This window comes from Streptomyces sp. NPDC029216 (genome assembly GCF_040648015.1).
Classification (GTDB): Bacteria; Actinomycetota; Actinomycetes; order Streptomycetales; family Streptomycetaceae; genus Streptomyces.
The window spans coordinates 18,517-44,709 of the sequence record NZ_JBEZWL010000020.1 but is presented as its reverse complement, the minus strand read 5'-3'; the positions used below and the strand labels follow the sequence as shown (position 1 = coordinate 44,709).

General features: G+C 72.2%; 32 protein-coding genes. 24 read left to right on the top strand and 8 right to left on the bottom strand.

What is annotated here, in order from left to right; genetic code table 11:
- Positions 1 to 27: 27 nt before the first annotated feature.
- Both AB0F18_RS10965 and AB0F18_RS10960 read right to left on the bottom strand, forming a co-directional pair.
- Positions 28 to 1,608 carry a D-aminoacylase gene (locus AB0F18_RS10965; RefSeq protein ID WP_362057496.1) on the bottom strand — a complete coding sequence of 527 codons (1,581 nt, stop codon included), beginning with the start codon at positions 1,606 to 1,608 and terminating at the stop codon, positions 28 to 30.
- Positions 1,609 to 1,623: 15 nt separating this feature from the next.
- Positions 1,624 to 2,904 (bottom strand): alanine racemase, encoded by a 1,281-nt coding sequence (locus tag AB0F18_RS10960; RefSeq protein WP_362057493.1) that lies wholly within the window; start codon positions 2,902 to 2,904, stop codon positions 1,624 to 1,626.
- 220 nt (positions 2,905 to 3,124) lie between these two features.
- On the opposite strand from AB0F18_RS10960, the gene AB0F18_RS10955 reads away from it, so the two are divergent.
- Complete coding sequence (locus AB0F18_RS10955; RefSeq protein WP_362057490.1) at positions 3,125 to 3,532, top strand: RidA family protein; 408 nt, start codon at positions 3,125 to 3,127, stop codon at positions 3,530 to 3,532.
- Positions 3,533 to 3,587: 55 nt separating this feature from the next.
- Here the strand turns inward: AB0F18_RS10955 and AB0F18_RS10950 are convergent, their stop codons facing one another.
- Both AB0F18_RS10950 and AB0F18_RS10945 read right to left on the bottom strand, forming a co-directional pair.
- Positions 3,588 to 4,925 (bottom strand): M14 family metallopeptidase, encoded by a 1,338-nt coding sequence (locus AB0F18_RS10950; RefSeq protein WP_362057487.1) that lies wholly within the window; start codon positions 4,923 to 4,925, stop codon positions 3,588 to 3,590.
- A gap of 138 nt (positions 4,926 to 5,063) precedes the next feature.
- Positions 5,064 to 6,761: a glycoside hydrolase family 18 protein gene (locus tag AB0F18_RS10945; RefSeq protein ID WP_362057484.1), complete on the bottom strand. Its 1,698-nt coding sequence runs from the start codon at positions 6,759 to 6,761 to the stop codon at positions 5,064 to 5,066.
- 394 nt (positions 6,762 to 7,155) lie between these two features.
- On the opposite strand from AB0F18_RS10945, the gene AB0F18_RS10940 reads away from it, so the two are divergent.
- The 5 genes from AB0F18_RS10940 to AB0F18_RS10920 are packed head-to-tail and all read left to right on the top strand — an operon-like array spanning position 7,156 to position 10,812.
- Positions 7,156 to 8,049, top strand: coding sequence for a hypothetical protein (locus tag AB0F18_RS10940; RefSeq protein ID WP_362057481.1), 894 nt, complete (start codon positions 7,156 to 7,158; stop codon positions 8,047 to 8,049).
- Between the two features lie 39 nt (positions 8,050 to 8,088).
- A complete protein-coding gene (gene cpaB / locus AB0F18_RS10935; protein WP_362057478.1) occupies positions 8,089 to 8,790 on the top strand; it encodes a Flp pilus assembly protein CpaB in 702 nt (233 codons plus the stop codon).
- 7 nt (positions 8,791 to 8,797) lie between these two features.
- Positions 8,798 to 10,066, top strand: coding sequence for an AAA family ATPase (locus AB0F18_RS10930; RefSeq protein WP_362057475.1), 1,269 nt, complete (start codon positions 8,798 to 8,800; stop codon positions 10,064 to 10,066).
- 3 nt (positions 10,067 to 10,069) lie between these two features.
- A complete protein-coding gene (locus tag AB0F18_RS10925) occupies positions 10,070 to 10,438 on the top strand; it encodes a TadE family protein (protein WP_362057472.1) in 369 nt (122 codons plus the stop codon).
- Entirely contained in the window at positions 10,435 to 10,812 is a 378-nt protein-coding gene (locus AB0F18_RS10920; RefSeq protein ID WP_362057469.1) for a TadE/TadG family type IV pilus assembly protein, read from the top strand. Before AB0F18_RS10925 ends, AB0F18_RS10920 begins: the two co-directional genes overlap by 4 nt.
- Positions 10,813 to 10,822: 10 nt before the next feature.
- On the opposite strand, the gene AB0F18_RS10915 is transcribed toward AB0F18_RS10920, so the two are convergent.
- Both AB0F18_RS10915 and AB0F18_RS10910 read right to left on the bottom strand, forming a co-directional pair.
- A complete protein-coding gene (locus AB0F18_RS10915; RefSeq protein WP_362057466.1) occupies positions 10,823 to 11,383 on the bottom strand; it encodes a zinc ribbon domain-containing protein in 561 nt (186 codons plus the stop codon).
- 48 nt (positions 11,384 to 11,431) lie between these two features.
- Entirely contained in the window at positions 11,432 to 12,130 is a 699-nt protein-coding gene (locus AB0F18_RS10910; RefSeq protein ID WP_362057463.1) for a hypothetical protein, read from the bottom strand.
- A 158-nt stretch (positions 12,131 to 12,288) separates the two neighbouring features.
- Between AB0F18_RS10910 and AB0F18_RS10905 the strand changes: the two genes are divergently transcribed.
- From AB0F18_RS10905 to AB0F18_RS10835, 15 genes are all read left to right on the top strand, one after another.
- Positions 12,289 to 13,635, top strand: a complete 1,347-nt coding sequence (locus AB0F18_RS10905; RefSeq protein WP_362057460.1) for a CpaF family protein — start codon at positions 12,289 to 12,291, stop codon at positions 13,633 to 13,635.
- The gene (locus AB0F18_RS10900; protein ID WP_362057457.1) at positions 13,632 to 14,570 is read left to right on the top strand and encodes a type II secretion system F family protein; all 939 of its coding nucleotides are present in this window, start codon (positions 13,632 to 13,634) and stop codon (positions 14,568 to 14,570) included. The genes AB0F18_RS10905 and AB0F18_RS10900 overlap by 4 nt, the downstream gene beginning before the upstream one ends.
- A gap of 18 nt (positions 14,571 to 14,588) precedes the next feature.
- Complete coding sequence (locus AB0F18_RS10895) at positions 14,589 to 15,491, top strand: DUF5936 domain-containing protein (RefSeq protein ID WP_362057454.1); 903 nt, start codon at positions 14,589 to 14,591, stop codon at positions 15,489 to 15,491.
- Between the two features lie 3 nt (positions 15,492 to 15,494).
- Entirely contained in the window at positions 15,495 to 16,640 is a 1,146-nt protein-coding gene (locus AB0F18_RS10890; protein WP_362057452.1) for a histidine kinase, read from the top strand.
- The gene (locus AB0F18_RS10885) at positions 16,640 to 17,326 is read left to right on the top strand and encodes a response regulator transcription factor (protein WP_362057449.1); all 687 of its coding nucleotides are present in this window, start codon (positions 16,640 to 16,642) and stop codon (positions 17,324 to 17,326) included. Before AB0F18_RS10890 ends, AB0F18_RS10885 begins: the two co-directional genes overlap by 1 nt.
- Positions 17,327 to 17,436: 110 nt before the next feature.
- Positions 17,437 to 17,682, top strand: coding sequence for a hypothetical protein (locus AB0F18_RS10880; protein ID WP_362057446.1), 246 nt, complete (start codon positions 17,437 to 17,439; stop codon positions 17,680 to 17,682).
- Positions 17,682 to 18,338: a pilus assembly protein TadG-related protein gene (locus AB0F18_RS10875; protein WP_362057443.1), complete on the top strand. Its 657-nt coding sequence runs from the start codon at positions 17,682 to 17,684 to the stop codon at positions 18,336 to 18,338. The genes AB0F18_RS10880 and AB0F18_RS10875 overlap by 1 nt, the downstream gene beginning before the upstream one ends.
- 30 nt (positions 18,339 to 18,368) lie before the next feature.
- The gene (locus tag AB0F18_RS10870) at positions 18,369 to 18,959 is read left to right on the top strand and encodes a hypothetical protein (protein WP_362057440.1); all 591 of its coding nucleotides are present in this window, start codon (positions 18,369 to 18,371) and stop codon (positions 18,957 to 18,959) included.
- Positions 18,960 to 18,963: 4 nt separating this feature from the next.
- Positions 18,964 to 19,605, top strand: coding sequence for an OmpA family protein (locus AB0F18_RS10865; RefSeq protein WP_362057437.1), 642 nt, complete (start codon positions 18,964 to 18,966; stop codon positions 19,603 to 19,605).
- Positions 19,606 to 19,646: 41 nt separating this feature from the next.
- Positions 19,647 to 20,606 carry an aminoglycoside phosphotransferase family protein gene (locus tag AB0F18_RS10860; RefSeq protein WP_362057434.1) on the top strand — a complete coding sequence of 320 codons (960 nt, stop codon included), beginning with the start codon at positions 19,647 to 19,649 and terminating at the stop codon, positions 20,604 to 20,606.
- A 265-nt stretch (positions 20,607 to 20,871) separates the two neighbouring features.
- The gene (locus AB0F18_RS10855; protein ID WP_362057431.1) at positions 20,872 to 21,363 is read left to right on the top strand and encodes a DUF6232 family protein; all 492 of its coding nucleotides are present in this window, start codon (positions 20,872 to 20,874) and stop codon (positions 21,361 to 21,363) included.
- Complete coding sequence (locus AB0F18_RS10850; protein ID WP_362057428.1) at positions 21,360 to 21,716, top strand: hypothetical protein; 357 nt, start codon at positions 21,360 to 21,362, stop codon at positions 21,714 to 21,716. Before AB0F18_RS10855 ends, AB0F18_RS10850 begins: the two co-directional genes overlap by 4 nt.
- A gap of 61 nt (positions 21,717 to 21,777) precedes the next feature.
- Positions 21,778 to 22,314 carry a chloramphenicol phosphotransferase CPT gene (gene cpt / locus AB0F18_RS10845; protein WP_362057425.1) on the top strand — a complete coding sequence of 179 codons (537 nt, stop codon included), beginning with the start codon at positions 21,778 to 21,780 and terminating at the stop codon, positions 22,312 to 22,314.
- Positions 22,315 to 22,430: 116 nt separating this feature from the next.
- Positions 22,431 to 22,865, top strand: coding sequence for a hypothetical protein (locus AB0F18_RS10840; RefSeq protein ID WP_362057422.1), 435 nt, complete (start codon positions 22,431 to 22,433; stop codon positions 22,863 to 22,865).
- A 363-nt stretch (positions 22,866 to 23,228) separates the two neighbouring features.
- The gene (locus AB0F18_RS10835; RefSeq protein ID WP_362057419.1) at positions 23,229 to 23,792 is read left to right on the top strand and encodes a DUF4291 domain-containing protein; all 564 of its coding nucleotides are present in this window, start codon (positions 23,229 to 23,231) and stop codon (positions 23,790 to 23,792) included.
- A 28-nt stretch (positions 23,793 to 23,820) separates the two neighbouring features.
- On the opposite strand, the gene AB0F18_RS10830 is transcribed toward AB0F18_RS10835, so the two are convergent.
- Positions 23,821 to 24,237, bottom strand: coding sequence for a VOC family protein (locus AB0F18_RS10830; RefSeq protein WP_362057416.1), 417 nt, complete (start codon positions 24,235 to 24,237; stop codon positions 23,821 to 23,823).
- 10 nt (positions 24,238 to 24,247) lie between these two features.
- Positions 24,248 to 24,667, bottom strand: a complete 420-nt coding sequence (locus tag AB0F18_RS10825) for a helix-turn-helix transcriptional regulator (protein WP_362057413.1) — start codon at positions 24,665 to 24,667, stop codon at positions 24,248 to 24,250.
- A 68-nt stretch (positions 24,668 to 24,735) separates the two neighbouring features.
- Here AB0F18_RS10825 and AB0F18_RS10820 point away from each other — a divergent pair, with 68 nt between their 5' ends.
- The 3 genes from AB0F18_RS10820 to AB0F18_RS10810 all read left to right on the top strand — a co-directional run bounded on the left by AB0F18_RS10820 (position 24,736) and on the right by AB0F18_RS10810 (position 26,156).
- A complete protein-coding gene (locus tag AB0F18_RS10820; RefSeq protein WP_362057410.1) occupies positions 24,736 to 25,038 on the top strand; it encodes a putative quinol monooxygenase in 303 nt (100 codons plus the stop codon).
- 54 nt (positions 25,039 to 25,092) lie between these two features.
- Positions 25,093 to 25,686: a hypothetical protein gene (locus tag AB0F18_RS10815; protein WP_362057407.1), complete on the top strand. Its 594-nt coding sequence runs from the start codon at positions 25,093 to 25,095 to the stop codon at positions 25,684 to 25,686.
- Positions 25,687 to 25,844: 158 nt separating this feature from the next.
- A complete protein-coding gene (locus AB0F18_RS10810) occupies positions 25,845 to 26,156 on the top strand; it encodes a hypothetical protein (protein ID WP_362057404.1) in 312 nt (103 codons plus the stop codon).
- The last annotated feature ends 37 nt before the right edge of the window (positions 26,157 to 26,193 follow it).

Genomic DNA, 26,193 nt, shown 5'->3' with positions numbered 1-26,193 from the left:
CCGGGACCAAGGTCCCGGGCGAACGCCCTACCCGCCGACGGGCGTTCTGCGCACGGACCGCCCGGCCAGGACGTCCGTCCGGCGCCCGTCGCGCATGACGAACCGTCCGTCGATCAGCACGTGCGGGATACCGGCCGGCAGCGCGCGCGGGTTCTCGTACGTGGACCCGGCGGCGACCGTCTCCGGATCGAAGAGCACCAGGTCGGCCCGGTAGCCCTCGCGCACCAGCCCCCGGTCCGGCAGCCGCAGCCGCGCCGCCGGCCGGCCCGACAGGTGCGCCACGCACTCCTCCAGCGAGAGCACGCCCAGCTCGCGCACGTAGTGGCCGAGGTAGTGCGGGAAGGTGCCGTACGCCCTCGGGTGCGGCTTCGCGCCGTGCAGGATGCCGTCCGAGCCGCCGGTGTGGACCCGGTGGCGCATGATCGCCCGGACGTTCCCCTCGTGTCCGACGTGCTGGAGGACGGTCGTGCCCAGCCGGTCGCCCAGCAGGAGCCGGCGTGCGGCCTCCCAGCCGTCCAGGCGCCTTCCCACGTGGTGCGCCCACGCGGGGTCCGCGGTCCCCGACACCTCGACCGACGGCCAGTCCACCGGCACCCCGTGGCAGCCGTCGGCCCCCTCCACCTCCAGCGCGTACCGGATCCGTGCGGCGGTGGCGTCGTCGCGCAGCCGGGCCAGCAGCGCCCCGGGCCCGCCCTCGTGCGCCCAGCCGGGCAGGAGGGCGGCGAGGGTGGTGCAGCCGGGGGTGTACGGGTAGCTGTCGAGGGTGACGTCGGCCCCTTCGGCGAGCGCCGCGTCCAGCAGGGCCAGCAGCTCGGGGGCCCGGCCCGCGTTCTCCGGGAAGTTCATGGTGGCGTGCGCGAGGTGCAGGGCGCAGCCGCTCTCGCGGGCGAGGGCGAGCATCTCGGCGTAGGCGGCGAGGGCGCCGCGGCCGTACGAGCGGTGGTGCGGGCAGTAGTAGCCGCCGTAGCGGGCCACGACGGCGCACAGCCCGGCGAGTTCGGTGCCGGAGGCGTACATGCCGGGGGTGTAGGTGAGCCCGGAGGACATTCCGACGGCGCCGTCCTGGAGCCCCTCGGCGACCAGCCGCCGCATCAGGTCCGCCTCGGCGGGGGTGGGCGGCCTGTCCTCCCACCCGAGCGCGTACGCCCGTACGGTCCCCTGGGGCACGAGGTAGGCGGCGTTCACGGCGCACCCCTGTCCGCCGTGGGCCCGGTCCAGCCGGTCGAGGTACTCCCCGACCGTCCTCCAGTCGAAGTCGACGTCCTCCCCGGTTCCGTTCCATCCGGCGATCGCGGTCCGCACCTGGGCCAGGGTCCGGTCGTCGACGGGCGCGTACGACAGCCCGTCCTGGCCGAGGACCTCCAGGGTCACGCCCTGGGCGGCCTTCGCGCTGTGGTCCGGGTCGCGGAGCAGCGCGAGGTCGCTGTGGGCGTGCATGTCGACGAACCCGGGTGCGAGCACGAGCCCGTGGGCGTCGACGGTGCGCCGCCCGCCGGCCGTGATCCGTCCGATGGCGGCGATCCGCCCCTCGTGGACCCCGACGTCGGCGACGTACGCGCCGGCGCCGGAGCCGTCGACGACGCGGGCCCCCCGTACGACGAGGTCCATGGCCCGGCCGGCGCCCTAGAAGAAGGTCCGCACGTACTCGCGGACGGCGCCGTCACCGCTGACGACGGGGATGAGCGGCCACTTCTCGAAGATGGTGCAGGGGTGCGACATCCCGAGCGCCACCCAGTCGCCGACCTGCACGTCCTCGGCGGAGTCGGTCTCCAGCCAGGCGTGCTGGTCGGACAGTTTGACGACGCGCACCCCGGTGGCGGCCCGCTCCTCGCCGGTGAACGCGTCCCGGACGAGCTCGGCCTCCGGCAGCCCGAGGTCGTAGGCGATGTCGCGCTTGCCGGCGTTGACGAAGGCCTGGGTCGGGGACGGCCGCGACACGACCTGCGTCCAGAGCCGGAACGCGGGGCGCAGCCCGCCCTCCTCCGGGACCCGGTTGAAGGGGGTGAGGCGGGTGTACCAGCCGTGGTCGTGGGAGACGTACGCGCCGGAGCGCAGCAGCTTGAGGACGGGCCGGGACAGCTCGGGCAGCTCCCCGAACACGTCGGCGACGGCGTCGAACCAGGCGGACCCGCCGGCGCTGACGACGATCTCCTCGACGTCGCTCGCGAACCGTCCGCCCTTGTCGAACTCGACGGCGAGGCCGGTGAGCCGGCGCAGCCAGGCGTGCACCTTCTCCGGGTCGGCGTCGGGCACCTCGGCCTCGTACCCGGCGATGCCGACGAGGCGCAGGGTGGCGGTGGCGGCGACGGCGTCGGCGACGGCCCGGCAGTCGTCGTCGCTGCGGGCGCCGGTGCGGGCGCCCTCGCCGGCGCCGAGCTCGACGACGACGTCGATCCGGGCGGGCTGCCCCTGCAGGGCCCGGTCCATGAGCCGGACACCGCGCACGGAGTCGACGTAGCAGACGAACCGGAAGCCGGGGTCGGCCGCGAGCTCGGCGGCGACCCAGCGCAGGGCGGCGGGGTCGACGAGCTCGTTGGCGAGGAAGATCCGCTGGATCCCGAAGGCCCGGTAGACGCGGGCCTGGTGGGGCACGGCGGCGGTGATGCCCCAGGCGCCGTGCTCCAGCTGGCGCTCGAACAGCTGGGGGGCCATGCAGGTCTTGCCGTGCGGGGCGAAGGCGAGGTGGTGGCGGGCGGCGTACTCGCCGAGGACGGTGAGGTTGTGGGAGAGCGCGTCGGCGTCGAGGGTGAGCACGGGGGTGGTGAACCCGCCGCCGTACAGGTCCCGCCCCTGCGCGGCGAGTTCCCCGACGGTGAGGCCGGCGGCTTCGGCGTCCGGGGGGAGGCCCTTGAAACGGTGGTCGACCGGTTCGTCGGCGAGCCGGCGGACTGCGTCGCTGGGCATGGGGGGCCTCCTGGTGGTGCGGGTGGTGCCTGTGGTGTAACACCCGGTACGACGAGGGGTCAACGCGGCCCGGTTCCCGTCGGGCAGCGGGAGCCCGGTCGTACGGGCTAGCGAACCGCTCGAACGGTCGCCACCGGGACCCCGTACCACTGACACCATCGGTCCGGAGGACTCCGGTACCCACTCCGGAGTGGAGACCACGAACCGACCAGAGGATCCCGTGAGCGAGAAGACCGCCGTCACCCCCGAGTCCCACCCCGCCCCGCCCGCGAAGTTCTCGCACGGCGTGCGCAAGGGCAACATCCTCCAGGTCGCCGGCCAGGTCGGCTACCTGCCCGCCGTCGAGGGGCAGCCGCCCACCACCGCCGGGCCGACGCTGCGCGAGCAGACCCTCCAGACGCTGGAGAACGTCCGCTCCGTCCTGGAGGCCGGCGGCGCGACCTGGGACGACGCGATGATGATCCGCGTCTACCTGACCGACACCGCCCACTTCGCCGAGATGAACGAGATCTACAACGCGTACTTCGACGAGCAGGGCGTCAAGGTCCCCGCCGCCCGCACCACGGTGTACGTCGGCCTGCCCGCAGGCCTGCTCGTCGAGATCGACGCCCTCGCGGTGCTCGGCTGACCGGCCGAGGGGGCGCCCCCCTGGCGGTGGGGCGCCCCGGATCACCCGGCCGCGCCTACGCGCAGTACTGGGCTTCCTTGCCGATCGACCGGTACATGCAGTCCGCGTTCTCCAGCAGCTGCAGCACCGCGTCCTTGTTGCGCGCCGTCTCGCGGTCGATGACCTCGTCGGGCGGGTAGAAGCCGCCGCCCCCGCCGGAGTCGGACGGGTACATCTCGAAGGTGTAGGCGAAGATCTTCTGGTCGCCCCACAGCCAGTCGTCGATCGTGCCGTCGGTGATGTACAGGTCGCTGGACTGCTCCGGCGTGTAGCCGTTGCTGGCGGCCATGCTCGTGCCGATCTTCTTGTACACCGCGAGGTCGTCCGCGGTCAGCCCCGGCGCGGTGTCGTTGTACGTCCACCCGAAGGGCCACAGCACGAGCTCGCTGTACGTGTGGAAGTCGATGGCGGCCTTGATCTGCTGCTTGCCGCCGACGATCCGGCTGCGCACGAAGTCGGAGACCACCTTCACCTCGGGCGCCGACGCGGCGGCCGGCCCGCGGTAGGTCTCGGAGCTCTTGCTGCCGCTGGAGCCGCCGCAGCAGCCCCACTTGTAGTCCCAGTTGCGGTTCAGGTCGGTGCCCACGGCCGTGGAGCCGCTGTTGGGCTGGCGGTTCTTGCGCCACGAGCGGTAGGAGCCGCTCGCGATGTCGTACTCGCCGCCGTCCGGGTTGAGGTCCGGGATCACCCAGATCTCGCGGCCGTTGACCATGTTGGTGATCCGGGAGTCGCTGCCGTACTTGGAGCCGAACTCGTTGAGCAGGTACAGGGCCATTTCCACGGTCAGGTGCTCGCGGGCGTGCTGGTGGGCGGTGAAGAGCACCTCGGGCTCGTTCTCGTCCGTGCCGACGTTGTCGCTGATCTTGATGGCGACGAGGTCCCGGCCCTGGTACGACTTCCCGATGACCTGCTTGCTCATGATCCCGGGGTACTGGGCGATGCGCTGGTCGATCTCCGCGCTCGCCTCCGCGTAGTTGTGGTACCTGGAGTCCGCCGACGGGAAGTCCATCGGGCGGTTCGCGACACCCCGTTCGGAGCGGTCCGGCGGACCGGCCAGGGCGGTCAGGGTGTAGCCGCGGGCGCGCAGGGCCTTGGCCTGGGCCGGGTTCGCGCTGACCACGACCGAGCGGGCGTCGACCTCGTCGATCGAGACGCCGCTGCTCAGCAGGGCGGTGCGTTCGGTGGCCGTGGAGGGGCCCTGGATCTCGTACTGGACGATCGCCTCGTCCTGGGTGGCCGTCGACGGGGTGGGCGGCGGGGCTGCCGTCGCGCTCATGCCGTAGGCGGGTGCGCCGAGCGCGAGCGCCAGCAGGGCGGCCGTGACGGCGGCCCTCCGGCGGGTGTGGAGCCGCATGCGTTCTCCTGGGTGGGGAGGTGGGGGTAGCCGTGCGGACGCGCACAGCGTGCTCTTGTGGCATGTCCCGGTCAATAGCCCCAGGTGCATCCGGTGACGCGTACCGGACCGAATCAGCCACCCCCACACACCTACCGCCTACGGCAGCCCGTGGACCTTCGGACCCACCGCGTTCGACCAGGTACTACCCGCCTTGGCGTCCCAGTTCGTCGACCAGGTCATCGCGCCGCGCAGACCCGGGTAGGTCTTCGACGGCTTGAAGGTCCCGCAGCCCGTGCCCCGTGCCAGGCAGTCCAGGGCGTTGTTCACGACGGCCGGCGAGACGTATCCGCTGCCCGCGCCGCTGGGGGAGGCCGGGACGCCGATGCCCACCTGCGAGGGGTCGAGGCCGCCCTCCAGCTGGATGCAGGCCAGCGCGGTCAGGAAGTCCACCGAGCCCTGGGTGTAGACCTTGCCGTCGCAGCCGTTCATCGCGCCGCTGTTGTAGTACTGCATGTTCACGACGGTGAGGATGTCCTTCACCGCCAGCGCGGTCTTGAAGTACCCGCCCTGCGTGGACTGCATGTCGATGGTCTGCGGGGCCATCGTCAGGACCAGCGAGGGGCCCGCCTTCGCGGCCAGCGCGCGCAGTGCCTGGGTCATGTACGTCGGGTTGAGGCCGTTCTCCAGGTCGATGTCGATCCCGCTGAAGCCGTACTCCTGCATCAGTGCCCAGGCCGAGTTCGCCAGGTTCGTCGCGGAGGTGGCGTCATTGACCGAGATCGTGCCCTTCTCGCCGCCGATGGAGAGGATGACGGACTTGCCGGCCGCCTTCTTCGCCGCGACGTCCGCCTTGAACTGCGCGACGGTGTAGCCGCCGAGGCCGGCCGAGTCGAGGGTGAAGGCGATAGCGCCGGGCGTGGTCGTGGCGTCGGCGAAGGAGACGGCGATGATGTCGTACTGGGCGGAGAGGTCGGAGAGCTTCTGGACGGTCGCGCCGTTGTTGAAGTTCTGCCAGTAGCCCGTCAGGGCGTGCTTCGGCACGGACGGGTCGGGGTTCGGGTTGCCCCCGCCGCCCGTCGTGGTGCCGGTCACCGGGGGCGACTTGGGTCCCTCGCCGGCCGCGTTGTACGCGCTCACCTGGAAGGAGTACGAGGTGGCCGCGGCGAGCCCGGAGATCAGGGTGGAGGTGCCCGTCGGCGACTGGACGCGGACGCCGTCCTGATAGACGTGATAGCCGCTCGCCCCGCTGACCGCGTTCCACGAAAGGGTGAGCGCGTTGTCGCTCTGGCCGGAAACCGTGGCGCCGGCGGGCGCGCCCGGCAGGCTCGGGCCGGGGTCGGTGCCGCCGCCCCCGTCGGGGCCGAAGACGCTGAACTCGTCGACGAGGTAGGCCGGCTGGCCGTACCAGCCGTGCGTCCAGACGGTGACCCGCGTGGTGTCGGGGCCGGTGGTGAAGGTGGTCGACAGCTTCTGCCAGCCGCCGCCCGAGCCGGGGGTCCAGGTCGAGACGTCCTGGGTGCCGGTGCCGGTCGCGCCCAGGTAGACGTACGAGCCCTGCACCTGGGTGCTGAGGGTGTACGTGGAATTCGGCTTGACCGTGACGGTCTGGCCGCACTGTGCGTTGTCCTGGCCCGCCGGTGTGGCGCGCAGGGCGCCCGAGCCGGTGTGGACGGGCGAGGTGACGACGGCGCCCGAGCCGCCGGAGCAGGACCAGCCGTCGAGGCCGGACTCGAAGCCGCCGTTGCGGGCGACGTTGACGTCGGCGGCCTGGGCGGTGCCCGCGGCGAGGGCGGTGAGCCCGCCGGCGGTGAGGGTGGCGGCGCCCAGCAGGGCGAGGGAGCGTATGCGGTTCACGTGGGCTCCGTGGGGGGAGTGAAGGGGTGGAGCGGAAGGGAGTTCGAACGGGGCCCGGAGGGAGCGGGAGTGGGGTTCCCGCAACCAAGGGCCGGCGCAGCCAAGTTGGTCCAGACCAATCCTGGTGTCAAGGGTGTTTGCAAAGTGGCTTGAAATGAATGGGCATCGGATCCCTGATGTCCGGGTTTTCCGCCACCTGTGACATGTGCTTCCGGCATAGGAATCATCAAGCCCCTGACCTGCCCGGGGTCACCCGGATATGGTGCTCGGGCAAGGGGGAAGGCGCGTCGGGTATTTGCGGTCGCGCAGTGTCGTGCGCGTGCCCGCGGGTGCGTGCGCGTACGTGGAGGCCGGGGGAACGGCCGTCGCGTACAGGGTGAACGGGGGGATTCGCGTGCCGACCGCCATCGCTGTCACCAGTGCCGATCTGGTGCTGCCCGCCCCCGACCGGCACACCCCCGGCGCCGCCGTCCTGCGCCCGCCGGCCGAGGCCGGGCTGGAGGCCGCGCTCGCCGAGACCGCCGCCCTGCTGGAGCGGCACGGCCACCTCGTGGCCCTCGTACCGCCCTGGCTGCCCCCGGCCACCGTCCGCCGGCTGCACACCGTCCGGGCCATCCTGGAGACCGACCGGATCGCGCTCCTCGACATCGACCTCCCGCCGCTGGGCACGGCCGTGCTGGCCCGTCAGCTGCGCCAGCTCACCGTCAGCGACCTCAGCCCCGGGGTGCTGGCCTCCGCCGCCCGGCTGCTGTCCCACTACGTCTACGCGGGCGCCCTGCTGGGCAGCGTCGCCAAACTGGACCGGGTGCCGGTCGGGCTCAAGGCCCACGCCCGCTCCTGGTCGCCGAGCGCCCAGTTCGCCGTACTGGCCCACCCCCAGCCGCACCTGGCCAAGCTCGGCGCCTCCGCGGCGGCCGCCCACTCCGGCGTACTGCCACCCGGCCCCGCCTTCGCCACCCACCTCACCTTCGCCCGCGGACAGCTCACCTCCGACTGGGTCGCGGCCGAACTGGCCCCCGCCTGGAAGGTGCAGGGCGTCATGGAGAACCCGCTCCCGGCCGACTCGGCACGCTGGTGGGCCACCCCCAAGCTGGTCGAGTTCGCCGCCGCCATCCCGGACGTGTCCGTGCTCTACCAGCTCGTCGCCTCGGTCCGCCGCGAGCAGTGCCGCTGGTGCGGCTTCGAGCTCATCGGCGACCGCTGCGGCTTCTGCGCCGCCCCGCTCGCCGCGCCGCCGCCGGAGGCCCCCGCCGCCCGCTCCGGCACCCGCACCAGATCCGGATCCTGACCGCCCGAACGAACGAAGAACGGCGAGGTAGTACGGCCCATGAACTCACGCCAGCGCCGCGGCGTCATCCTGCTCCTGCTGTCCGTCCTGTGCGCCCTCGCGGCGTTCGCCGGGGTGCTCGTGGTGATCGGCGAGGTCAACTCCAAGGTCGGCTCCGAGGTCGTCGCGTACCGCGTCAAGGGCGACATCGCGCCGTACAGCGCCCTGTCCGCCGGCCAGTTCGAGGAGGTCAAGGTCCCCAAGCGGTGGCTGTCCGACACCGCCGTGAGCGACCTCGCCGCCCTCCAGGGCAAGATCGCGCTCACCACCCTCAAGAAGGGCTCCCTGCTCCAGAGCGACATGTTCGTCGACAAACCGCAGCTCCAGCCCGGGGAGCAGGAGATCGCCATCATGATCGACGCCGCCACCGGCGTGGCCGGCAAGATCACCTCCGGCGCCAAGGTCAACATCCTCGCCACCTTCAAGGGCGCCAAGGAGTCCGACCCCTCCCGCTCGGTGATCATCGTCGCCAACGCCCGCGTCCTGGGCGTCGGCAAGCTCACCGCCCTCGACAAGGACAACGACAAGAAGGGCCCCGCCGAGGCCGTCCCGATCACCTTCGCCCTGAACACCAAGGACACCCAGCGCGTCGCCTACGCCGAGTCCTTCGCGGAGCACGTCCGCCTGGCCCTCGTCGCCCCCGGCACCGACTCCGCCCCCGGCCCGACCGACCGCACGTACACCCTCGACGGGGACAAGTGAGGCGCGGATGACCACTCGAATCCTCCCCGCGGCCGGCGACCCGGACGCCGCCCGCTCCATCGTCGCCCTGCTCAGCCAGCTCCCGGACGCCGAGCCCGCCCCGCCCGTCCCCGACTCCACCTCCCTCCTCGACACCCTGGGCCGGCTCGCCGCCGACTCCGTCGACGAACTCCCCGAGGTCGTCCTCGTCCACGAGCGGATCGGGCCCGTCCCCGCGCTGGAACTCGTCCGCGAGGTCGCCCTGCGCTTCCCCGCCGTGGGCGTGGTCCTGCTCTCCTCCGACGCCGGGCCCGGGGTGTTCTCCGCCGCCATGGACTCCGGCGCGCGGGGCCTGGTCGGCCTGCCCCTGCACTACGAGGAACTCGCCGCCCGCGTCGGCGCCGCCGCCCAGTGGTCGGCCGGCGTCCGCCGCCACCTGGGCCGGGGCGCCGAGGTGTTCTCCGGCCCCGGCGGCCGGGTCGTCACCGTCACCGGGGCCAAGGGGGGCGTGGGCACCACCTTCACCGCCGTCCAGTTCGCGCTGGCCGCGGCCGCCTCCGGGCGGCGCACGGCCCTGGTGGACCTCGACCTCCAGGCCGGGGACGTCGGCTCGTACCTCGACGTCCAGTTCCGCCGCTCCATCGCCGACCTCGCCGGGATCCAGGACATCTCGCCCCGGGTCCTCCAGGACGCCGTCTACGAGGACCGCACCGGCCTGGCCCTGCTGCTGGCGCCGGCGGACGGCGAGCGGGGCGAGGAGCTCGACGAACGGGCCACCCGCCAGGTCCTCAGCGCCCTGCGCGCCCGCTACGAGCTGGTCGTCGTCGACTGCGGCACGCAGGTCACCGGCGCCAACGCCACCGCCGTGGAACAGGCGGACGTGGCCGTGCTGGTCACCACCCCGGACGTGGTCTCCGTACGGGCGGCCAAGCGGATGGTGCGGATGTGGGAGCGGCTCCAGGTGCGCAAGGCGGAGGACACCGCGATGGTGGTCAACCGGTGGAGCAAGCACACCGAGATCCAGCCCTCGCTGATCGAGAAGATCACCAAGACCCGGCCCACCCGCACCCCGGTGCCCGCCGCCTTCAAGGAACTCCAGGGGGTGGTGGACGCGGGCCGGGTGCAGGACCTCGACAACCGCTCGACGGTGAAGCAGGCCCTGTGGGCGCTGGCGGGGGAACTCGGCCTGCTGTCGTCCGCCGCCCCCGAGGCCTCCGCGACGGCCGCCGCCGGAACCGCACTGGCGGTCCGCACCGCGGGCCCGGTGGCCCGGCTGCGGCGCGGCCGGGAGGGCTGAACGGTGCCCGCGCGCAGGCCGCTCCGGGGGGACCGGGGGCAGGTGGCCCTGGAGTTCGTGGGCATGGTCCCGCTGATCCTGCTGCTCGTGGCGGCGGTGTGGGAGTGCGTACTGATCGGGTACGCCTTCTCCCTGGCCGGGAACGCGGCCGACGAGGGGGCCCGGGCGGGGGCGGTGCACGGGGACGGGGCCTGCCAGACGGCCGCCGGCGAGCACATCGGGGGCGCGTGGAACCTCACGACCACATGCGGCCCGTCCGGCGACGTGTACAGGGCCACGGTCAGCCTGGAGATCCCGGTCTTCTACCCCGGCCTGAGCTTCGGCCGGATCACGGGCACGGGCGGCGCGGCCATGGAGAGGGAGGCGAAATGAACCGGTACCGGCAGCGGCTGCGCCGCGACCGGGGCCAGGTGGCCCTGGAGTACATCGGCTTCGTCCCGATCCTGCTCTTCGTCGCGCTGTGCGGGATCCAGCTGGGCTGGATCGCGTACGTCCACGAGCAGGCCGACACCGCCGCCCGTACGGCGGCCCGCGTGGAGGCCCGCAAGGGCTCCGGCGGCGCCGCCGCGGGGCAGGCCGCCGTCCGGGGCGGCCTCACGGCCGGCGTGCAGGTGGCCAAGGACGCCGACGCGGTCACCGTCACCGTGACCATCCCCATCAACTCGATCGTGCCCGGCCTGTCCGTGGACCCGGCCAGGGCCACAGCCGTCATGCCCAACGACGACCCGACCGGAGCCCGCCCATGAGCGTCTCTGATCAGCTGAATGACCCCGTGTCAGGCATCGTGTCCGGGATCGTTTCCCACTGCGGCGGGGAGGCGTGAACGTGGCCAGTCTTCGACCGGTCCGGCCGGCTGGTTGTGATCCCAGGGGTGATGACTGCCTGGGCTTCAAGCTTGTCGATGGTGGATCGGATGACCAGGTGGCCGCTGGTGCGCTCCACGACGGTCTTTGCCTGGTGGGTGAGGCCGCGTGCGGCGATGCGCTTCCACGCGCCGTGGTCGCGGTCGCCCTGGTAGCCGCATCCAGGGTTGGGGCACAGCGCCCATTTCCAGCCGGGAGTGGTGAGCCGGTCGGGGGCTTTGCGATGTCGCAGCGGCGTGAGGCAGTTTGGACAGTGTCTGGAGGTGTCCCTGGCGGGAGCGGTGACGACAGCGATCCCGGTCTCGGCGGCGAGGTGCCGCATCCGCTCGGCGATCTGGCCCCGTACTGCCTGGGACAGGCGGGTGTTCATGGTGCGGCCCATGCCGCGTGCTTCCATCGACCGCAGATCTTCGAGATGGATGACGCTCGCCCCGGCGGCAACGGCCTGATCCACCGCCCAGCGTGCGGCAGCCCAGGCAAGGGCATCGTTGAGATGCGAGCGTCACTCGGAGACGTGCCGGATCTCCTCCCGCACCTGCGCGTGTCTGGCGGTCAGTGCTTCGCCGACGGGCACCCCGCGGCGGGTACGGCCGTCGACCAGCCGCTGATGCCGGTCGGCCTTGGCCTGCAGGCGCTCACCGTGCCGGCGCAACCGCTGCTGTTTCGCGAAGACCCCTGCGGCACGGAACATGCCGCCGGAGCCGAGTGCGTTCATCTGGCCGTCATCGTGCAACCGGACAGCCCCAGCGGACAGGAGAGTGTTCAGGCCCCGGTCCACTCCGAGCGCGACCTTGTGCCCGGTGCGCCGCGTCACGGGAACGGCGTGGGTGTAGGCCAGATCCGCGCGTACCCGGCCGGCCTGCATGCGAAGGGTGGGCAGGTGCAGCACCGCACCGGCCGGGATCACCGGCGGCAGCACAACGGGGCAGGCCACCCACGTCCAGTCCTGGTAGGAGCGCGGGTCGGGGCGGGTGGGCAGCTGCAGCCGCAGCAGGGCCCGCGTGGAGTTGTCGCCGCGTTCGATGGTGGCTTGCTGGCCGTCACAGGCGGACAGCAGCAGCATCCGCGCAGTCCGGGGGGCGGCCTCCAGCTCGAACACAGCGAGCTTACCCACGTCACTTGGGTTCCAGTGCCTGGCCAGCAGTCCCGCGACCATCCCCGACACCAGATCTGTGCACCAGCCGACGCGCTTGGAGACCACGGTCGCGGACAGGAGCTCACCGGTCCGTTCATCCACTCCGGTGCGCAACTCGCCGCGGGCGCAGGCGGTGCGGAGGTGATGTGCGAAAGGCGAACCGGACGCCAGTCGCTGCCACCCCGGCAACGACTCCGTCCCACCACGGATAACCAAGGAAGCCCATGAGCCTGCGTTCCCGGGTCGGCACCCCCGACGACCGCCACAGCCCCCGCGAGGACGGCCGGCTCGTCTCCTCCTACCGCGCCAAGCTGCTGGAGGAGATCGACCTCGCCGAGATGTCCGCGCTCGCGCCCGCCGAGCGCCGGGTGCGCCTGGAGCGCGTACTCGGCCACATCATCAGCCGCGAGGGCCCCGTCCTCTCCACCGCCGAGCGCGCCCAGCTGATCCGCCGCGTCGTCGACGAGGCCCTCGGCCTCGGCGTGCTCGAACCCCTCCTCGAAGACGCCTCCATCTCCGAGATCATGGTCAACGGCCCCGACCAGATCTTCGTCGAGCGCTCCGGCCGGGTCGAGCAGCTGCCGATCCGCTTCGCCTCGCACGAGCAGCTGATGCAGACCATCGAGCGCATCGTCTCCACCGTCAACCGCCGCGTGGACGAGGCCAATCCGATGGTCGACGCGCGCCTGCCCAGCGGTGAGCGCGTCAACGTCATCATTCCGCCGCTCTCCCTGACCGGCGCCACCCTCACCATCCGCCGCTTCCCGCGCGCCTTCACCCTGCACGAGATGATCGCCCTCGGGTCCCTCGACGAGCAGATGCTGCTCCTGCTGTCCGGGATGGTCCAGGCGCGGATGAACCTGATCGTCTCCGGCGCCACGGGCACCGGGAAGACCACCCTTCTCAACGCCCTCTCCGGCCTGATCCCGGAGGGCGAGCGCGTCATCACCATCGAGGACTCCGCCGAGCTCCAGCTCCAGCAGGCGCACGTCATCCGCCTCGAATCCCGCCCGCCCAACGTCGAGGGCAAGGGCCAGATCACCATCCGCGACCTCGTCCGCAACTCCCTGCGCATGCGCCCCGACCGCATCATCGTCGGCGAGGTCCGCGGCGGCGAGACCCTCGACATGCTCCAGGCCATGTCCACCGGCCACGACGGCTCCCTGGCCACCGTCCACGCCAACAGCTCCCAGGACGCCCTGATGCGCCTCCAGACGCTCGCCTCCATGTCGGAGGTGGAGATCCCCTTCGAGGCCCTCCAGGACCAGATCAACAGCGCCGTCAACGTCATCGTCCAGCTCACCCGTTTCGGGGACGGCTCACGCCGCGTCACCGAGATCTCCATCCTCGACTCGCACGGCCGCGAACCGTTCCGGATCACCACGGTCTGCCGGTACGTCGCCCAGCCCATGGCCGCCGACGGGCGCGTGCACGGCTACTTCGCCTACGCCCCCCTCCCGCGCCGGATCGCGGAGCGCCTCTACATGAACAACCAGCCCATCCCCCAGGCCTTCGGGGTCGCCCCGCCGGAGGACCACCTCGACCCGCTCACCTCCCGGACCGTGCTGTGACCGACCTCGTCCTCCTCACCCTCGGCGCCACCCTGTTGGCGGGCCTGTTCGTCTCCCTCGGGGTACACGCGTACGCGGCGGGCCTCGCCCAGCGCGCCGCCCTCATCGAACGCCTCGCCGCCGAGGGCGCCCCGCGGACGGCCGGCCGCGGACGCCGCTTCCCGGGCGTGGACCGGCGCCTGCGCAGGACGCGGCTGGGCCGGCGCATCGAGGTGAAGCTGGCGACCACCGGCCTGGACCTGACCCCGGGCGAGTTCTTCGTCTACATGCTGACGGCGGTCGCCGGGATATGGCTGGTCTCCGCCTCCCTCCTGGCGCCCTTCTTCGGCCCGGTCGCCGGCCTGATCGGCCTGTGGGCGGCGAACGCCTTCCTGGGCTGGCAGCGGGCCCGCCGCACCGAGCGGTTCATCAACCAGCTCCCGGAGCTGGCCCGGATCCTCGCGAACGCCACCCAGGCCGGACTCGCCCTGCGCACGGCCATCGGGATCGCCGCCGAGGAGCTGGAGGCCCCGGCGGGGGAGGAGCTGTCCCGGGTCGCGGACCGGCTCGCGGTGGGGCACTCCATCGAGGAGGCCCTGGGGGAGATCACCGAACGGCTCCCGTCCCGCGAACTGACCGTCCTCGTCTCCACCCTGGTCCTGTCGGCGCGGGCCGGCGGCGCCATCGTGGGGAGCCTGCGCAACCTCGTCGTCACCCTGGAGCAGCGCAAGGAGACGCGCAGGGAGATCCGTACGCAGCTCTCGCAGGTCACGGTCACGGCCTACCTGGTCCCGGCGATCGGCCTGGGCTCGCTGCTGCTGGTCGACATGATGATGCCGGGCGCGCTGGACCGGATGACCGGGGCCCTGGTCGGCCAGACGGCGGTCGTGATCGCCCTCGGCCTGTTCACGCTCGGCTTCGTCCTGATCCGCCGCCTGTCGAAGATCGACGTCTGAGGGGGGACGACGCAACCCATGAGCAGCTACCTCCCCCTCCTCCTCGCCGTGGCCACCGCCCTGTCGGTCTTCGGCGTCCTCCACGGCATCCGCCTCTACCGCGCCGACGTGGAGCTCCCCACCGACCTGGCCCTGGCCCTGGAGGTCGGCTCGTCCCGTACGACGGCCGTCGGCTCGGTCGTGGACCGGCTGGGCATCCGCTGGGCGCCGGCGGTGCTGCGGCTGATGGGCCCCAAGCGGGTCGCGCGCAAGCGCGCCCAGATCGACCGGGCCGGCAACCCGGCGGGCCTGACCATCGACCGGTACGCGGCCCGGCGCGCGGTGTACGGCTTCCTGGGCGGCCTCGGCGCCTTCGCGATGCTGCTCAACGGCCAGCTGGTCGTCGCCCTCCTCATGGTCGCCTTCGGCCTGTTCTGGATCGAGGCGGGCCTGTGGTCGGCGATCCGGGTCCGCCGCGACGACATCGAGCGCACCCTCCCCGACTTCCTGGACGTCCTCGCGGTCGTCGTCAGCGCGGGGCTGGGCTTCCGGCAGGCCCTGGAGCGGGTGGCGGGCAAGTACGAGGGCCCCTGGGCGGACGAGGTCCGCATCACCCTCCAGCAGATGGACATGGGCGTGAGCCGCCGCCAGGCCTTCGACGAGCTCCGCCGCCGCAACGACAGCGAGCAGGTGGCCCAGTTCGTCACGGCCCTCCAGCAGGGCGAGGAACTCGGCTCCCCCATCGTGGACACCCTGATCGCCATCGCCGAGGACATGCGCCGCACGGATGCCCAGAACGCCCGCCGGCGGGCCGCCCGGGCCGTCCCGAAGGCCACCTTCGCGGTGACCATGTTCATGCTGCCGGGGACCCTGATCCTGCTGGTGTGCGGGTTCGTCTACGGAGCGAACGTGGACTTCGGCGCCCTGCTGGGCGGTGGCTGAGCGATGGCGGTCCTGACCACGGCCCTCCGGGCGCCGGCACCCCCCGCCGGTTCCCCGCTGCGCCTGCGGGCGAACGCCCTGCAGGCCCTGTGCCGCCAGGTCTTCGCCCTCCGCCTGGTGATGATCCCGCTGGGCGCCCCGCTGGCCCTCGGCCGCACCGCACCCGGGATCCCGACCTGCGCGGTCGGCGGCGCGCTCCTGCTCACCTTCATGCTCTCGTACGTCCTCTACCGCGACTGGGAGCGCTGCGGCCCCCTGCTCCTGCACCACCGCTGGCTGCTGGCGGCGGACATGGCCCTGGGCACCCTCCTGCTCATCACGGCCACCCCCTCCAGCCCCCTGGGCCTGGTGGCCCTCGGGACCCCGCTGCTGGCGGGGCTGGTCTACGGCTGGCGGGGCTCGGCGGTGTACGCGGCGCTGCAGACGGCGGTGGTGGCGGCGCTGGGCGGGGGCCTGGTGCTGTCCCTGCTGTGCGTGCTGTCGGGGGCGGCGGGCTCCTCGGTCCGCGACTTCCTGATCCGGCTCACGGAGGCCCGGGCGCAGCTGGCGGTGGCGGAGGCGGTCCGCGCCGAACGGGACCGCCTGGCCCGGGAGATGCACGACTCGGTGGCCAAGACCCTCCACGGCCTGGCCCTGACGGCCGACGCCCTGACCCTCGCCGAGGACCCGGCCGTGATCCGCCGGCAGTCCGCCCTCCTGGCGTCGGCGGCCCGCCGCGCGGTGACGGAATCCCGGGCCCTCCTCACCGACCTGCGCGAGCCCCCGCGGACCTCCCTGGCCGCGGAACTCCACCGCCTGGCCGGACCGGACGCGACCGTCCACACCCCGGACCCCCTGCCCCCGCTCCCCGCCCCGGTCACCCACCACCTCCTCTCCGTGGCTTCGGAGGCCCTGGAGAACGCCCGGCGGCACGCGCGCGCGAGCCACGTGTCCCTGACGGCGACGACCACCGCCACGGCCCTCACCCTCGACATCAGCGACGACGGCCGGGGCCTTCCCCCCGGCGGGGCGTCCGCCCCGGGCCGCTACGGGCTCCGCGGCATGCGGGAACGGGCCGGGGCCATCGGAGCCCACCTCCGCATCGGCCCCCACCCGACGGGCCGGGGCACCCAGGTCCACCTGACCCTCCCCCTGGAAGGCGGCCCCTGATGCCCGGCCTCCGCGTCCTGATCGCCGACGACAACCCGGTCGTCCGCGCCGGCCTGGCCGCCCTCCTGGCGGCGGCGGGCGACATCACGGTGGTCGCCCAGGCCTCGGACGGCCACGAAGCCCTCAGCCTGACCCGGCGGCACGCCCCGGACGTGATCCTGCTGGACGTCCGCATGCCGGGCGTCGACGGCATCTCGGCCCTGCCGCACCTGGTGCGACTGGCGCCGGTCCTGATGCTGACGTACAGCCAGGAGTCGGAAATCGTCCGGGAATCGCTCCTGCTGGGCGCGGGCGGCTACCTGGTCCACGGCGAGTTCACGCCGGACGACCTGGTCAGGGCGGTCCACGACGTCCGCGAGGGCCGCCCCCACTTCACGCCAACGGCCGCCGGCGCCCTCCTCGCGAACCTCCGCACCTCTTCGCAGCCGCAACGGACTGTGGCACAGTCTCCGGAGCGGCTGCACAACTCGGTGCTTTTCGGCTTGAGTTCGCGGGAGGTGGAGATCATGGACCTCATCGCGTCCGGGATGAGCAACCAGCAGATCGCGGCGGCGTGCTTCATCAGCGAGAAGACGGTGAAGAACCACATCAACCGCATCTTCGCCAAGCTCCAGAGCACGACCCGCAGCGAAGCGATAGCCCGCTGGCTGGGAACCGCCCGTCCGGGGGTGAGTGGACGTGGGTAGACGCGGTGCGCAGTGGGTCCGTAATTGGGCCCCGGGACCCTTGGTTACCTCTCGTCACTCGCCGTACGGTCCGCAAATCAACAGCGGCAACGGCCCGGGAGGGAACCCCCATGTCACACAACTCGCTGCTGAAGGCATCGGTCGAGGCGAAGATCCGCCTGACCGGCTGGACGGACACGGCGGTGTCCCGGCTCCGCAAGCGGTACACGAACCTCGACCGGGGGCAGACCGCGTTCGAGTACCTGGGCATCATCCTGGTGGTCGTGGTGATCATCGGCGCGATCGTCGGCTCCGGCATCGGCTCGGAGATCACCAAGCGCATCAAGGAGGCCGTCACGAACATCAAAGCCGGGTGATGACGGAGCGCCTGCGGTCGTCGCCGGACCGAGGGCAAGCCTTTCCGTTCTACATCGTCATGGTGGCGGGCCTGCTCTTTGCCGCGCTCGCTCTCTTCGTCATCGGCCAGGCGGCCGTGACCCGCAGCGACGCGCAGGGCGCGGCGGACGCCGCTGCCCTGGCGGCCGGCAGAGAGGCCCGGGACCGGGTCCTGTTCGGCCTCGACCTCGCCGCGCTGAAGCCCGAGGACTGGGCGAAGATCGTCGACGCGGACCATCTCAAGGCGAACGGCGCCTGCGCCCAGGCTGACGTCTTCGCGGCCCGCAATGATGCGAAGGCGCAGTGCGAGGCGTCACCGCCGAAGTTCACCGTGACGGTGGAGGGCAATCGCACGGTCGGCGATTCGGTGATTCCGGGCACCGGCGGCATGCATGGAACGGCGACGGCCACGGCTTTGGTCGAGTCGAAGTGCCACCTGGGCGAGGTGGCCCTTCCAGGCCCCACGCCCACCGTGCCTGCCGGAGGAAGCACGCCGGCACCCACGCCGACCGCGTCAGCGGCTCCCGCGATCACCTTCACCTGCGACAAGGGCGACCCGATCACACTCGACCCGATGAAGCCGGGCTCCCTCCGCGACCTGGGCAGGGAGCTCTTCAGCGTGCGTCTCGTCGACTGACGAGGAACAAGAGACAAGGAAGCGTCATAGATGGGCATTCGGCACATGGCAAAGGTGCGTGGGGGAGCGGCGGTCGTGGTTGCGGCGCTCTTGGCCCTCACCGCAGCCGGGTGCGGCGGCGACGGCGGTGACGACGCGAAGGGCGCATCGAAGCCATCGCAGCCGCAGTCGCAGAACGCCGGTGCTCAGGCCCCCTCGCCGGGCAAGGGACAGAGTTCTGCACCAGCGGTGGTCATCGCCACCCTCAAAGGGCAAGAGGGCATGGTGCTGGAGATCAACTCCGTGCAGAGGGACCCGGGCGGCTTCCTCACGGTCAGCGGCCAGCTCAAGAACACGGGCAGCACCTCCTTCAAGGACACCGTGGCCTGGCGCGGGATCGAGCTGAAGGGGACGGGGGAGTCCGTGGCCGGCGCGACGCTGGTCGACAAGGCCGGCAAGAAGCGTTATTACGTGCTGAGGGACACGGAGTCCCGATGCCTGTGCACGACCGGGGTGTCGAGTGTCGACGCAGGTCAGGCGATTCCCTTCTTCGCCCAGTTCCCGACGCCGCCGTCCTCGACAAGCGAGGTCGAGTTCAACCTGCCCACCTTCGCTCCGGCCACCGTCAAGATCTCCGGGTGACCCCATGACCAAACGCCGCCACCGCGTCTCCGCCGCGACAGCCGTCGCCGGCCTCGTCATCGCCGGTACCCATCTCCTCGGCGCCACCGCCGCCTACGCCGACGAGCCCAAGCCCTCCGTACCACCCGGTACCGAGCCCTCGCCCGCCGCGCCCGTGCCCATCGACTCCAACGCCCCCGGCCTGAAGATCCCCCAGGGCGGGACCCTCGCCCCCATCAAGGTCCTCGACATCGCCGAGGTCGTCGAAGACCTCGGCGGTGAGCAGCGGCGGCAGGAGACCAATCAGAACGTCATGATGGCCCTCCAGTCCGAGGTCCTCTTCCCCGAGAACAGCGCCGTCTTCAACGCCCAGGCCGCGGCCCGCATCCAGGCCATCGCGCAGGAGATCAACACCCAGAAGGCCACCCGCATCCGCGTCTTCGGCTTCACCGACGACCAGGGCAGCTACGAACACGGCAAGGAACTCTCCAAGCAGCGCGCCGACGCCGTCCAGGCGGAGCTCGCCAAGACCGTCACCAACCCCGGCGTCACCTACGACGTCCGCGGCTACAGCGAGGACTACCCGATCGCCGACAACGGCACGGAGGAAGGCCGCAAGAAGAACCGCCGCGTGGAGATCACCTTCCCCCGCGGCGCGGCCGGCTAGCAGAACGGCGGTGCCGCAGCCGCCGACGCTAGGGTGACGGGATGATCGCACCGCCGGAGGAGTTCGTACGCGGCACCGTCGAGCGTGAGGGCGAGGCCGGGGAGCGCTGGCTCGCCGAGCTGCCCGGGATCGTGGAGGGGCTGCTCGCCCGCTGGGACTGCGCGCCGGACGGCGCGGTCATGCACGGCGGCGTCGGCGTCATCGTCCCCGTACGGCGGCAGCGGCAACGGCAGCCCGCCGGGGACACCGGGGCCGCCGCCGTGCTGAAGGTGTCGTTTCCGCACCCCGGCAACGTGCACGAGCCGGACGCGTTCGCCGCCTGGCGCGGCCGCGGCGCCGTCCGCCTGCTGGAGCGCGACGACGAGCGGTTCGGGATGCTGCTGGAGCGGGCCCGGACGTCCACCGTGGCGGAGGTCGAGGACGGCGACGAGGTGGTGACGGTCGCCGGGCGCCTCAACCGCCGCCTGGCCGTCCCCGCACCGCCCGGCCTGCCCCGGCTCCGCGAGCAGGCCGACGCCTGGGAGGAGCGGCTGCGCGAGGACGCCCGGGAGCTGGCGCCCGCCCTGTCGCGCGGGGTCCTGGACACCGCCGTGGCGACCGTCCGCGAGCTGGGCCGCACCCAGCCCGACACCCTCGTCCACGGCGACCTCCACGCCCGCAACATCCTGCGCGCCGACCGCGAGCCGTGGCTGGCCGTCGACCCCAAGGGCTACGTGGGGGACCCCGCCTACGACGGTGGCACGCTGCTGAAGTCACGCGCGTTGGCGCTCATCGACGCGGACGACCCGCGCAAGGCGGTCCACCGCGTCCTGGACGTGTTCGCCGAAGCGGCGGAACTCGACCGTGAACGCGTCGCACGATGGGCCCAGTTCCATGCCGTCCAGGCGGCGCTGTGGGGTCGCCGCCACGGCTTCCGCATCGCCCGCAGCGGCCCACGGCTGGACTGGCTCACCGCATTCGTCGACCGGCTGGCGGAGCTGCTCACCGAGCCCCGCTCGTAGCGGGCCCGCGTCTGGGGGGCGAATCCCGGCCAGAGCGGCGAATTGGCTGCATCTCATCTGCCTCCCGGGCACCCGCGAGCGCTTAATGGTGCTCCGCCGCTGTACGGGTCGGAGTGACGAGACCACGGGGGAGCGCATGGATTCCACGGAAGGCCACGGAGCACCGCCGCCACCACCACCAACGCAGCCGCCGCGCCGGCCACGGTCCGCACCGCCCCTGCCGGAGCTGCCGCCGGCCACGGAGGGGGGCAGGCTGGTCATCCAGGTGCGTCGCCGCATGCTGTGGGTGGGCTCGGCGGCCATCCCGCTGCACAACATCACCTGGGTCGACGCCTTCAGGCTCAAGCCCAACCGGTGGAAGATCTTCCTCCGCTCCCTGATCTGGATGGCCGTCGCCTTCGTGGTCTACGCCTTCCTCACCGCCACGAGCGGAGGAGGCGGCATCCGCATCGCGGGCAACGGCGACTTCGAGGGCCGCGTCCTCCTGGGCGCCCTCGTCCTCGCCGTCGTCATCACCCTGTTCGCCTGGTCGAAGCCGGTGCTGGCCATCGAGACGGCCGGGGGTTCCCGGGTGGTCGTGACCCTGCCGAACATGGACGAGCTGCGGCAGATCGCCGCACAGATCGTGTACGCGATCAACCACCCGGAGGCCGAGTTCACCGCGGTCGTCAACCAGTTCACCAGCAACAACACGAACCACTTCGGTCCCGTCGTCAACATGAACGGCGGCGGGGGGAACACGGGGATCAGGCTGTGAGCGACAACGACAGCTCGTCGAACTCGAACTACTACGGGCCCGTGGTCAACATGAACGACGGGACGGGCAACGTCGGCATCAACTACGGCACCGTCGGCGCCCCCGCCCGGGCCGCCGAGCTCCAGGCGGCCGTCGAGGAACTCGTCCGCCTCCTCGGAGACCTGCGCCGGCACCTCACCCCGGACCAGGACCGGACCGTCGCGCAGGCCCTACCCGAGCTCACCCCGGACCCCGGCACCCTGCGCGAGCGCGGCCTCGTCCTGGCCCGCGTCGCCCAGATCGCCGCCGCCGTCGGCGCGGTGGGCCAGCCCGTCGCGGACGCGGTGGGCCGCCTCCTCGCGCTCATCGGCTAGGCCGGACCCGGCCTGGCCTTACCGCAGTGCGCTGACCAAGGGCGATGGCTAGGCTGCCCCGATGTCCACGACTCAGGTGATCGTCCTCAACGGCGGGTCGAGTTCCGGTAAGTCCGGCATCGTCCGCTGCCTGCAATCCGTCCTGCCGGACCCCTGGCTGGCCTTCGGCGTGGACACGCTGGTCGACGCCATGCCGCCCTCCCTGCGGGACGCCGGCGCCGACGGGATCGCGTTCAGCCCGGACGGTGAGGTGGCCGTCGGCGAGCAGTTCCGTACGCTCGACGCCGCCTGGGCCGACGGCATCGCCGCCATGGCCCGCGCCGGGGCCCGGATCGTCGTGGACGACGTCTTCCTCGGCGGCCCCGCCTCCCAGCAGCGCTGGCGGCAGGCCCTGGACGGCCTGCGCGTCCTGTGGGTCGGCGTCCGGTGCGATCCGGCGGTCGCGGCGGCCCGCGAGATCGCCCGTGGCGACCGCCCCTCCGGCATGGCGGCCGCCCAGGCGGAGGCGGTCCACCGGGGGGTGGCCTACGACCTGGAGATCGACACCACCCACACCGAGCCCCTCGACTGCGCCCGGGCCATCGCAGCCCGCGTATAGCCCTCCCGTCCCCCAACCCACAATTGAACACGTTCAACGAATCTGGCAGGCTGTCACGCAGCGGGCACCGCTCTGGCGCACCGCCCCATCAGGCATGCCACGAGGGGGAGTTGGCCGTGGAAGAGAACGCGCCGTGGAAGAACCTGGGGACCATCGGGCTGAGGCTCGTCGACCTCGTGATCCGCTACGCCGTCACGTTCACCATTACCTGGTCGGCCGCGAGCGCGTCGGTGTCGTTCAGCCTCATGTCGGGCCTCCCGGCCGCCCTCCTGGTCTTCGGGGCCCCGTCCGTCCTGCTCAGCTTCGTCTACGGGCTGGCCAGCCCCCGGACCGGCATGGAATTCCGGGGCCGGCTGGCCGGGCTCCTGTTCCTCCCGGTCTGCTGGCTGATCTTCTTCTTCCCGATCCTGCCGATCCTCGTCATGGGCCAGTCCGTCTTCGCCCTGGTTGTGATGCGGGTGCCCTTCGTGGGTCCGTCCCGGCTGCGGCGGTCGGCGCGGACGGCGCTCGCCTGGCTCCACCGGCGGGGCGCCGCGTCGGCAGGGGCGTGACCGCCGCCGGAACCCCCTACACGGGCGCGGCTTCCGCCCGGACCGCATCACGGCGGCCACCCCCACCACCGAACCGGCCGATCAGGGCTCGATCTCCTGGAAGGCGATGCGTTCGCTGTGCTCGACATCGGCGAGCAGCTTCTGCCGGGACGACTCCTGGATGTTCCGCGTACGGGACCACGTACGGGCCATGTCGACGCCTTGCGTGCGGAGCCGGTCGGTGAGCTGCTCCTGCGAAGTGCCCTTCAGCCCCTGGACCCAGGACGCCCGTGAGGGGGTCGGCCGGCGGAAGCCGTGCCCGGGCCACGCTTCCCCTTTGAAACCCGGTCGCGGCACCGGCGGGCCGGATCCGATACTCCGGGCATGGCATCGCAGTATCAGATCAGGGCGGACTACGACGCCCACGGCATCGTCGTCTACCAGGCCTACGCCCCCGCCATCGCCGACGCCGCCCTCCGCGCGGGCCGCTTCGTCGCGCCGTTCTCCTTCCGGCGGATGACGTGGATCAAGCCGTCCTTCCTCTGGCTGATGCACCGCAGCAACTGGGCCCGCAAGCCCGGCCAGGAACGCGTCCTCGCCGTGCGGATCAGCCGGGCGGGGTGGGAGGAGGCCCTGTCGCAGGCCGTGCTCACCACCGGCGACCCGGCCGCCCGTGCCGGCGCGGCCGTACACGTCCAGTGGGACCCCGAACGCTCCGCACGCGGGGCGGCGCTGAACCACTACAGCATCCAGGTCGGCATCGGCCGCCACCTCATCCGCACCTTCACCGACGAATGGATCACCGGCATCACCGACCTCACCCCGCAGGTCCGCAAGGCCGCCGCCCTCGTCCAGGGCGGGCAGGCCGCCAAGGCGCAGCGGCTGCTGCCCGCCGAACGGGTCTACCCGCTGCCCCCGGACCTGCAGAGCCGCCTCAGCCGGCCCTGACGGCCTGCGTGTACGCCGTGCGCGGCCGTCAGGCCTTGCGGGGCTGGTTGAAGCGCAGCATGTTCCCGGCCGGGTCGCGGAAGGCGCAGTCGCGTACGCCGTACGGCTGGTCCATCGGCTCCTGGAGGACGTCGGCGCCCGCCGCGCGGATCCGCTCGAAGGTGGCGTCGACGTCGTCGGTGGTGAAGATGACCCCGCGCAGGAGGCCCTTGGCCAGCAGTTCGGCGACGGCCTGGCGGTCGGCGGGGGCGGCGTTCGGGTCGGCGAGCGGCGGCTCCAGGACGATCTCCACGTCCGGCTGGGAGGGGGAGCCGACGGTGACCCAGCGCATGTTCTCGTACCCGACGTCGTTGCGGACCTCCAGGCCCAGGACGTCCCGGTAGAAGGGGATGGCCTTGTCGTGGTCGTCGACGGCGATGAAGCACTGCGAGAGCTTGATTTCCATGGCTCCGACGCTACGCGCGGGGGTCGGGTTTGGCTTCTCCGTTCCTGACCGGCCGCGTGTGGATCTTGGCGATGCAGGCGGGGATGGCGGCGCCGTCGCCGTGGTCGCGGGCCCGGTAGGCGCTCGGGCTCTCGCCGACCAGCTCGGTGAAACGGGAGCTGAACGACCCCAGCGAGGTGCACCCGACCTCGAAGCAGACCTCCGTCACCGACAGGTCGCCGCGCCGCAGCAGGGCCTTGGCCCGTTCGATCCGGCGGGTCATGAGGTAGCCGTACGGGGTCTCGCCGTAGGCGGCGCGGAAGCTGCGGGAGAAGTGGCCGGCCGACATGAGGGCGATCCGGGCCAGGGCCGGGACGTCCAGCGGCTTGGCGTAGTCGCGGTCCATCGCGTCACGGGCCCGGCGCAGCCGGACGAGATCCTCCAGGTTCACGCCCTCCACCATCTCACAGCGCGAAATCGCCCTGCCGAAGCCGATCTTGCGCGCATAGGCTGCGCCGCATGTCAGAGCCCGTGAAACTGGTCGTCCTGATCACCACCCTCCCCGGCCGCGGCCGGGAGCAGGCGGAGGCGTACGAGCGCCTCGCGCCGCTGGTCCGCGCGGAGGAGGGGTGCCTGCGCTACGACCTCCACCGGGTCGCGGACGACCCCGACCGCTTCGTCCTGATCGAGGAGTGGACGTCGAAGGCGGCCCTGGCCGCGCACGACGCCACCCCCCACATGATCGAGGCCGACGCCGCCAGCCCGTCCTTCCGCGCGGGCCCGGCCCAGGTCCTGGAACTGACAACCGCCCCGCTGGCCTGAAACCCCTCCCGCCCACTCATTCGAACGTTCGACGACGATCGGGACAACAGCGGCATGACCACGAATTTCGGCCTGCTGGTGTCGGCGGCGGCCAAGTGGGAGTCCATGGCGGGCGAACTGCAGAAGGTCGAGAGCCGCTACGGCGAGACCGTGCAGACGATCACGATGGGTGACAACTGGTCGGGTGTGAGCGCCGGTGTGGCCCGGACGAAGTTCACGGCGACACGGTACGAGTACGCTGCCGCGCAGAAGCAGGCCAAGGCGATCGCGAGCCTGTTGCGCGGTGCCCACGAGCAGCTCACCGACCTCAAGGCCAAGCTGGAGAGCGCCCGCGACGACGCGGTGGCCGCCGGGATGACGGTCTCCGGCGAGGGCCGTGTCGCCTTCGACCACGCCAGGCTCACCCCGGCCGAGCGCAGTGCCTACCTCTACGGGGGCGCCAGGGCCACAGCGGTATCCCCGGGGAGAGGTGACGGCGACGGAACTCGCGGATGCGTCGGCAGCGCGGATACTGGATTTCGCCAGCCAGGTGGTGGTGACCCACCGCCACGCGCTCTGACGGCCACCAGCGCCCAGCACGAAGAAGTCCTGGGAGACTTTGAGGACTTCGTGCGCACGGTGCGCGCGCGGACCGGGGCGGAGGGCTGACCGTGGGGCGGCTGTGGGACAGGTTCATGGGCACCAAGCACCCCGCTGAAGGGGTCAGGGCCGTGCCTGCCGCCGAGCTCCGGGAGGCCCTGTTCGCGTCGGGGGGACCGGACGCCCCGTTCCGTCTCCGTCAGGGCTCTCCCAAGGAGAGGGCCGACGTGGTGGCGGAACAGCGGATCCCGGAACTGGAGCTCACCGTCAAGGTGCGGATGCGGCTGCTTCCGGCGCGCCGTGAGGTCGAAGTGATCACGGAGCAGTGGGGGAGGGTGTCGTACGAGGGCGGGAGCAAGCAGTACGGTCGTGGGGCAGGCCGCAGGGTCGCCCGGCAGTGGCAGTTCCGGAAGGGCCCCGATGGGCGCCGGCGCCTGGTCGAGACCTTCCGCTACGACTCGCGCGACATGACGGACCCCCTTCAGCGGGCGGTCCTGGAGGCCGGCTGGGTCTGGCGCGAAGTGCTCTTCGGCAGCTGAGCGGCAGTCCGCGCCGGGTCAGGCCGTCTTGAGCGCC

Excerpts from the sequence above, each read along its gene's own strand:
- AB0F18_RS10965 (WP_362057496.1), bottom strand. The coding sequence starts at position 1,608 with ATGGACCTCGTCGTACGGGGGGCCCGCGTCGTCGACGGCTCCGGCGCC.
- AB0F18_RS10960 (WP_362057493.1), bottom strand. The coding sequence starts at position 2,904 with ATGCCCAGCGACGCAGTCCGCCGGCTCGCCGACGAACCGGTCGACCAC.
- AB0F18_RS10950 (WP_362057487.1), bottom strand. The coding sequence starts at position 4,925 with ATGCGGCTCCACACCCGCCGGAGGGCCGCCGTCACGGCCGCCCTGCTG.
- cpaB (WP_362057478.1), top strand. The coding sequence starts at position 8,089 with ATGAACTCACGCCAGCGCCGCGGCGTCATCCTGCTCCTGCTGTCCGTC.
- AB0F18_RS10930 (WP_362057475.1), top strand. The coding sequence starts at position 8,798 with ATGACCACTCGAATCCTCCCCGCGGCCGGCGACCCGGACGCCGCCCGC.
- AB0F18_RS10920 (WP_362057469.1), top strand. The coding sequence starts at position 10,435 with ATGAACCGGTACCGGCAGCGGCTGCGCCGCGACCGGGGCCAGGTGGCC.
- AB0F18_RS10905 (WP_362057460.1), top strand. The coding sequence starts at position 12,289 with ATGAGCCTGCGTTCCCGGGTCGGCACCCCCGACGACCGCCACAGCCCC.
- AB0F18_RS10895 (WP_362057454.1), top strand. The coding sequence starts at position 14,589 with ATGAGCAGCTACCTCCCCCTCCTCCTCGCCGTGGCCACCGCCCTGTCG.
- AB0F18_RS10890 (WP_362057452.1), top strand. The coding sequence starts at position 15,495 with ATGGCGGTCCTGACCACGGCCCTCCGGGCGCCGGCACCCCCCGCCGGT.
- AB0F18_RS10885 (WP_362057449.1), top strand. The coding sequence starts at position 16,640 with ATGCCCGGCCTCCGCGTCCTGATCGCCGACGACAACCCGGTCGTCCGC.
- AB0F18_RS10880 (WP_362057446.1), top strand. The coding sequence starts at position 17,437 with ATGTCACACAACTCGCTGCTGAAGGCATCGGTCGAGGCGAAGATCCGC.
- AB0F18_RS10875 (WP_362057443.1), top strand. The coding sequence starts at position 17,682 with ATGACGGAGCGCCTGCGGTCGTCGCCGGACCGAGGGCAAGCCTTTCCG.
- AB0F18_RS10870 (WP_362057440.1), top strand. The coding sequence starts at position 18,369 with ATGGGCATTCGGCACATGGCAAAGGTGCGTGGGGGAGCGGCGGTCGTG.
- AB0F18_RS10865 (WP_362057437.1), top strand. The coding sequence starts at position 18,964 with ATGACCAAACGCCGCCACCGCGTCTCCGCCGCGACAGCCGTCGCCGGC.
- AB0F18_RS10860 (WP_362057434.1), top strand. The coding sequence starts at position 19,647 with ATGATCGCACCGCCGGAGGAGTTCGTACGCGGCACCGTCGAGCGTGAG.
- cpt (WP_362057425.1), top strand. The coding sequence starts at position 21,778 with ATGTCCACGACTCAGGTGATCGTCCTCAACGGCGGGTCGAGTTCCGGT.
- AB0F18_RS10835 (WP_362057419.1), top strand. The coding sequence starts at position 23,229 with ATGGCATCGCAGTATCAGATCAGGGCGGACTACGACGCCCACGGCATC.
- AB0F18_RS10830 (WP_362057416.1), bottom strand. The coding sequence starts at position 24,237 with ATGGAAATCAAGCTCTCGCAGTGCTTCATCGCCGTCGACGACCACGAC.
- AB0F18_RS10820 (WP_362057410.1), top strand. The coding sequence starts at position 24,736 with ATGTCAGAGCCCGTGAAACTGGTCGTCCTGATCACCACCCTCCCCGGC.
- AB0F18_RS10815 (WP_362057407.1), top strand. The coding sequence starts at position 25,093 with ATGACCACGAATTTCGGCCTGCTGGTGTCGGCGGCGGCCAAGTGGGAG.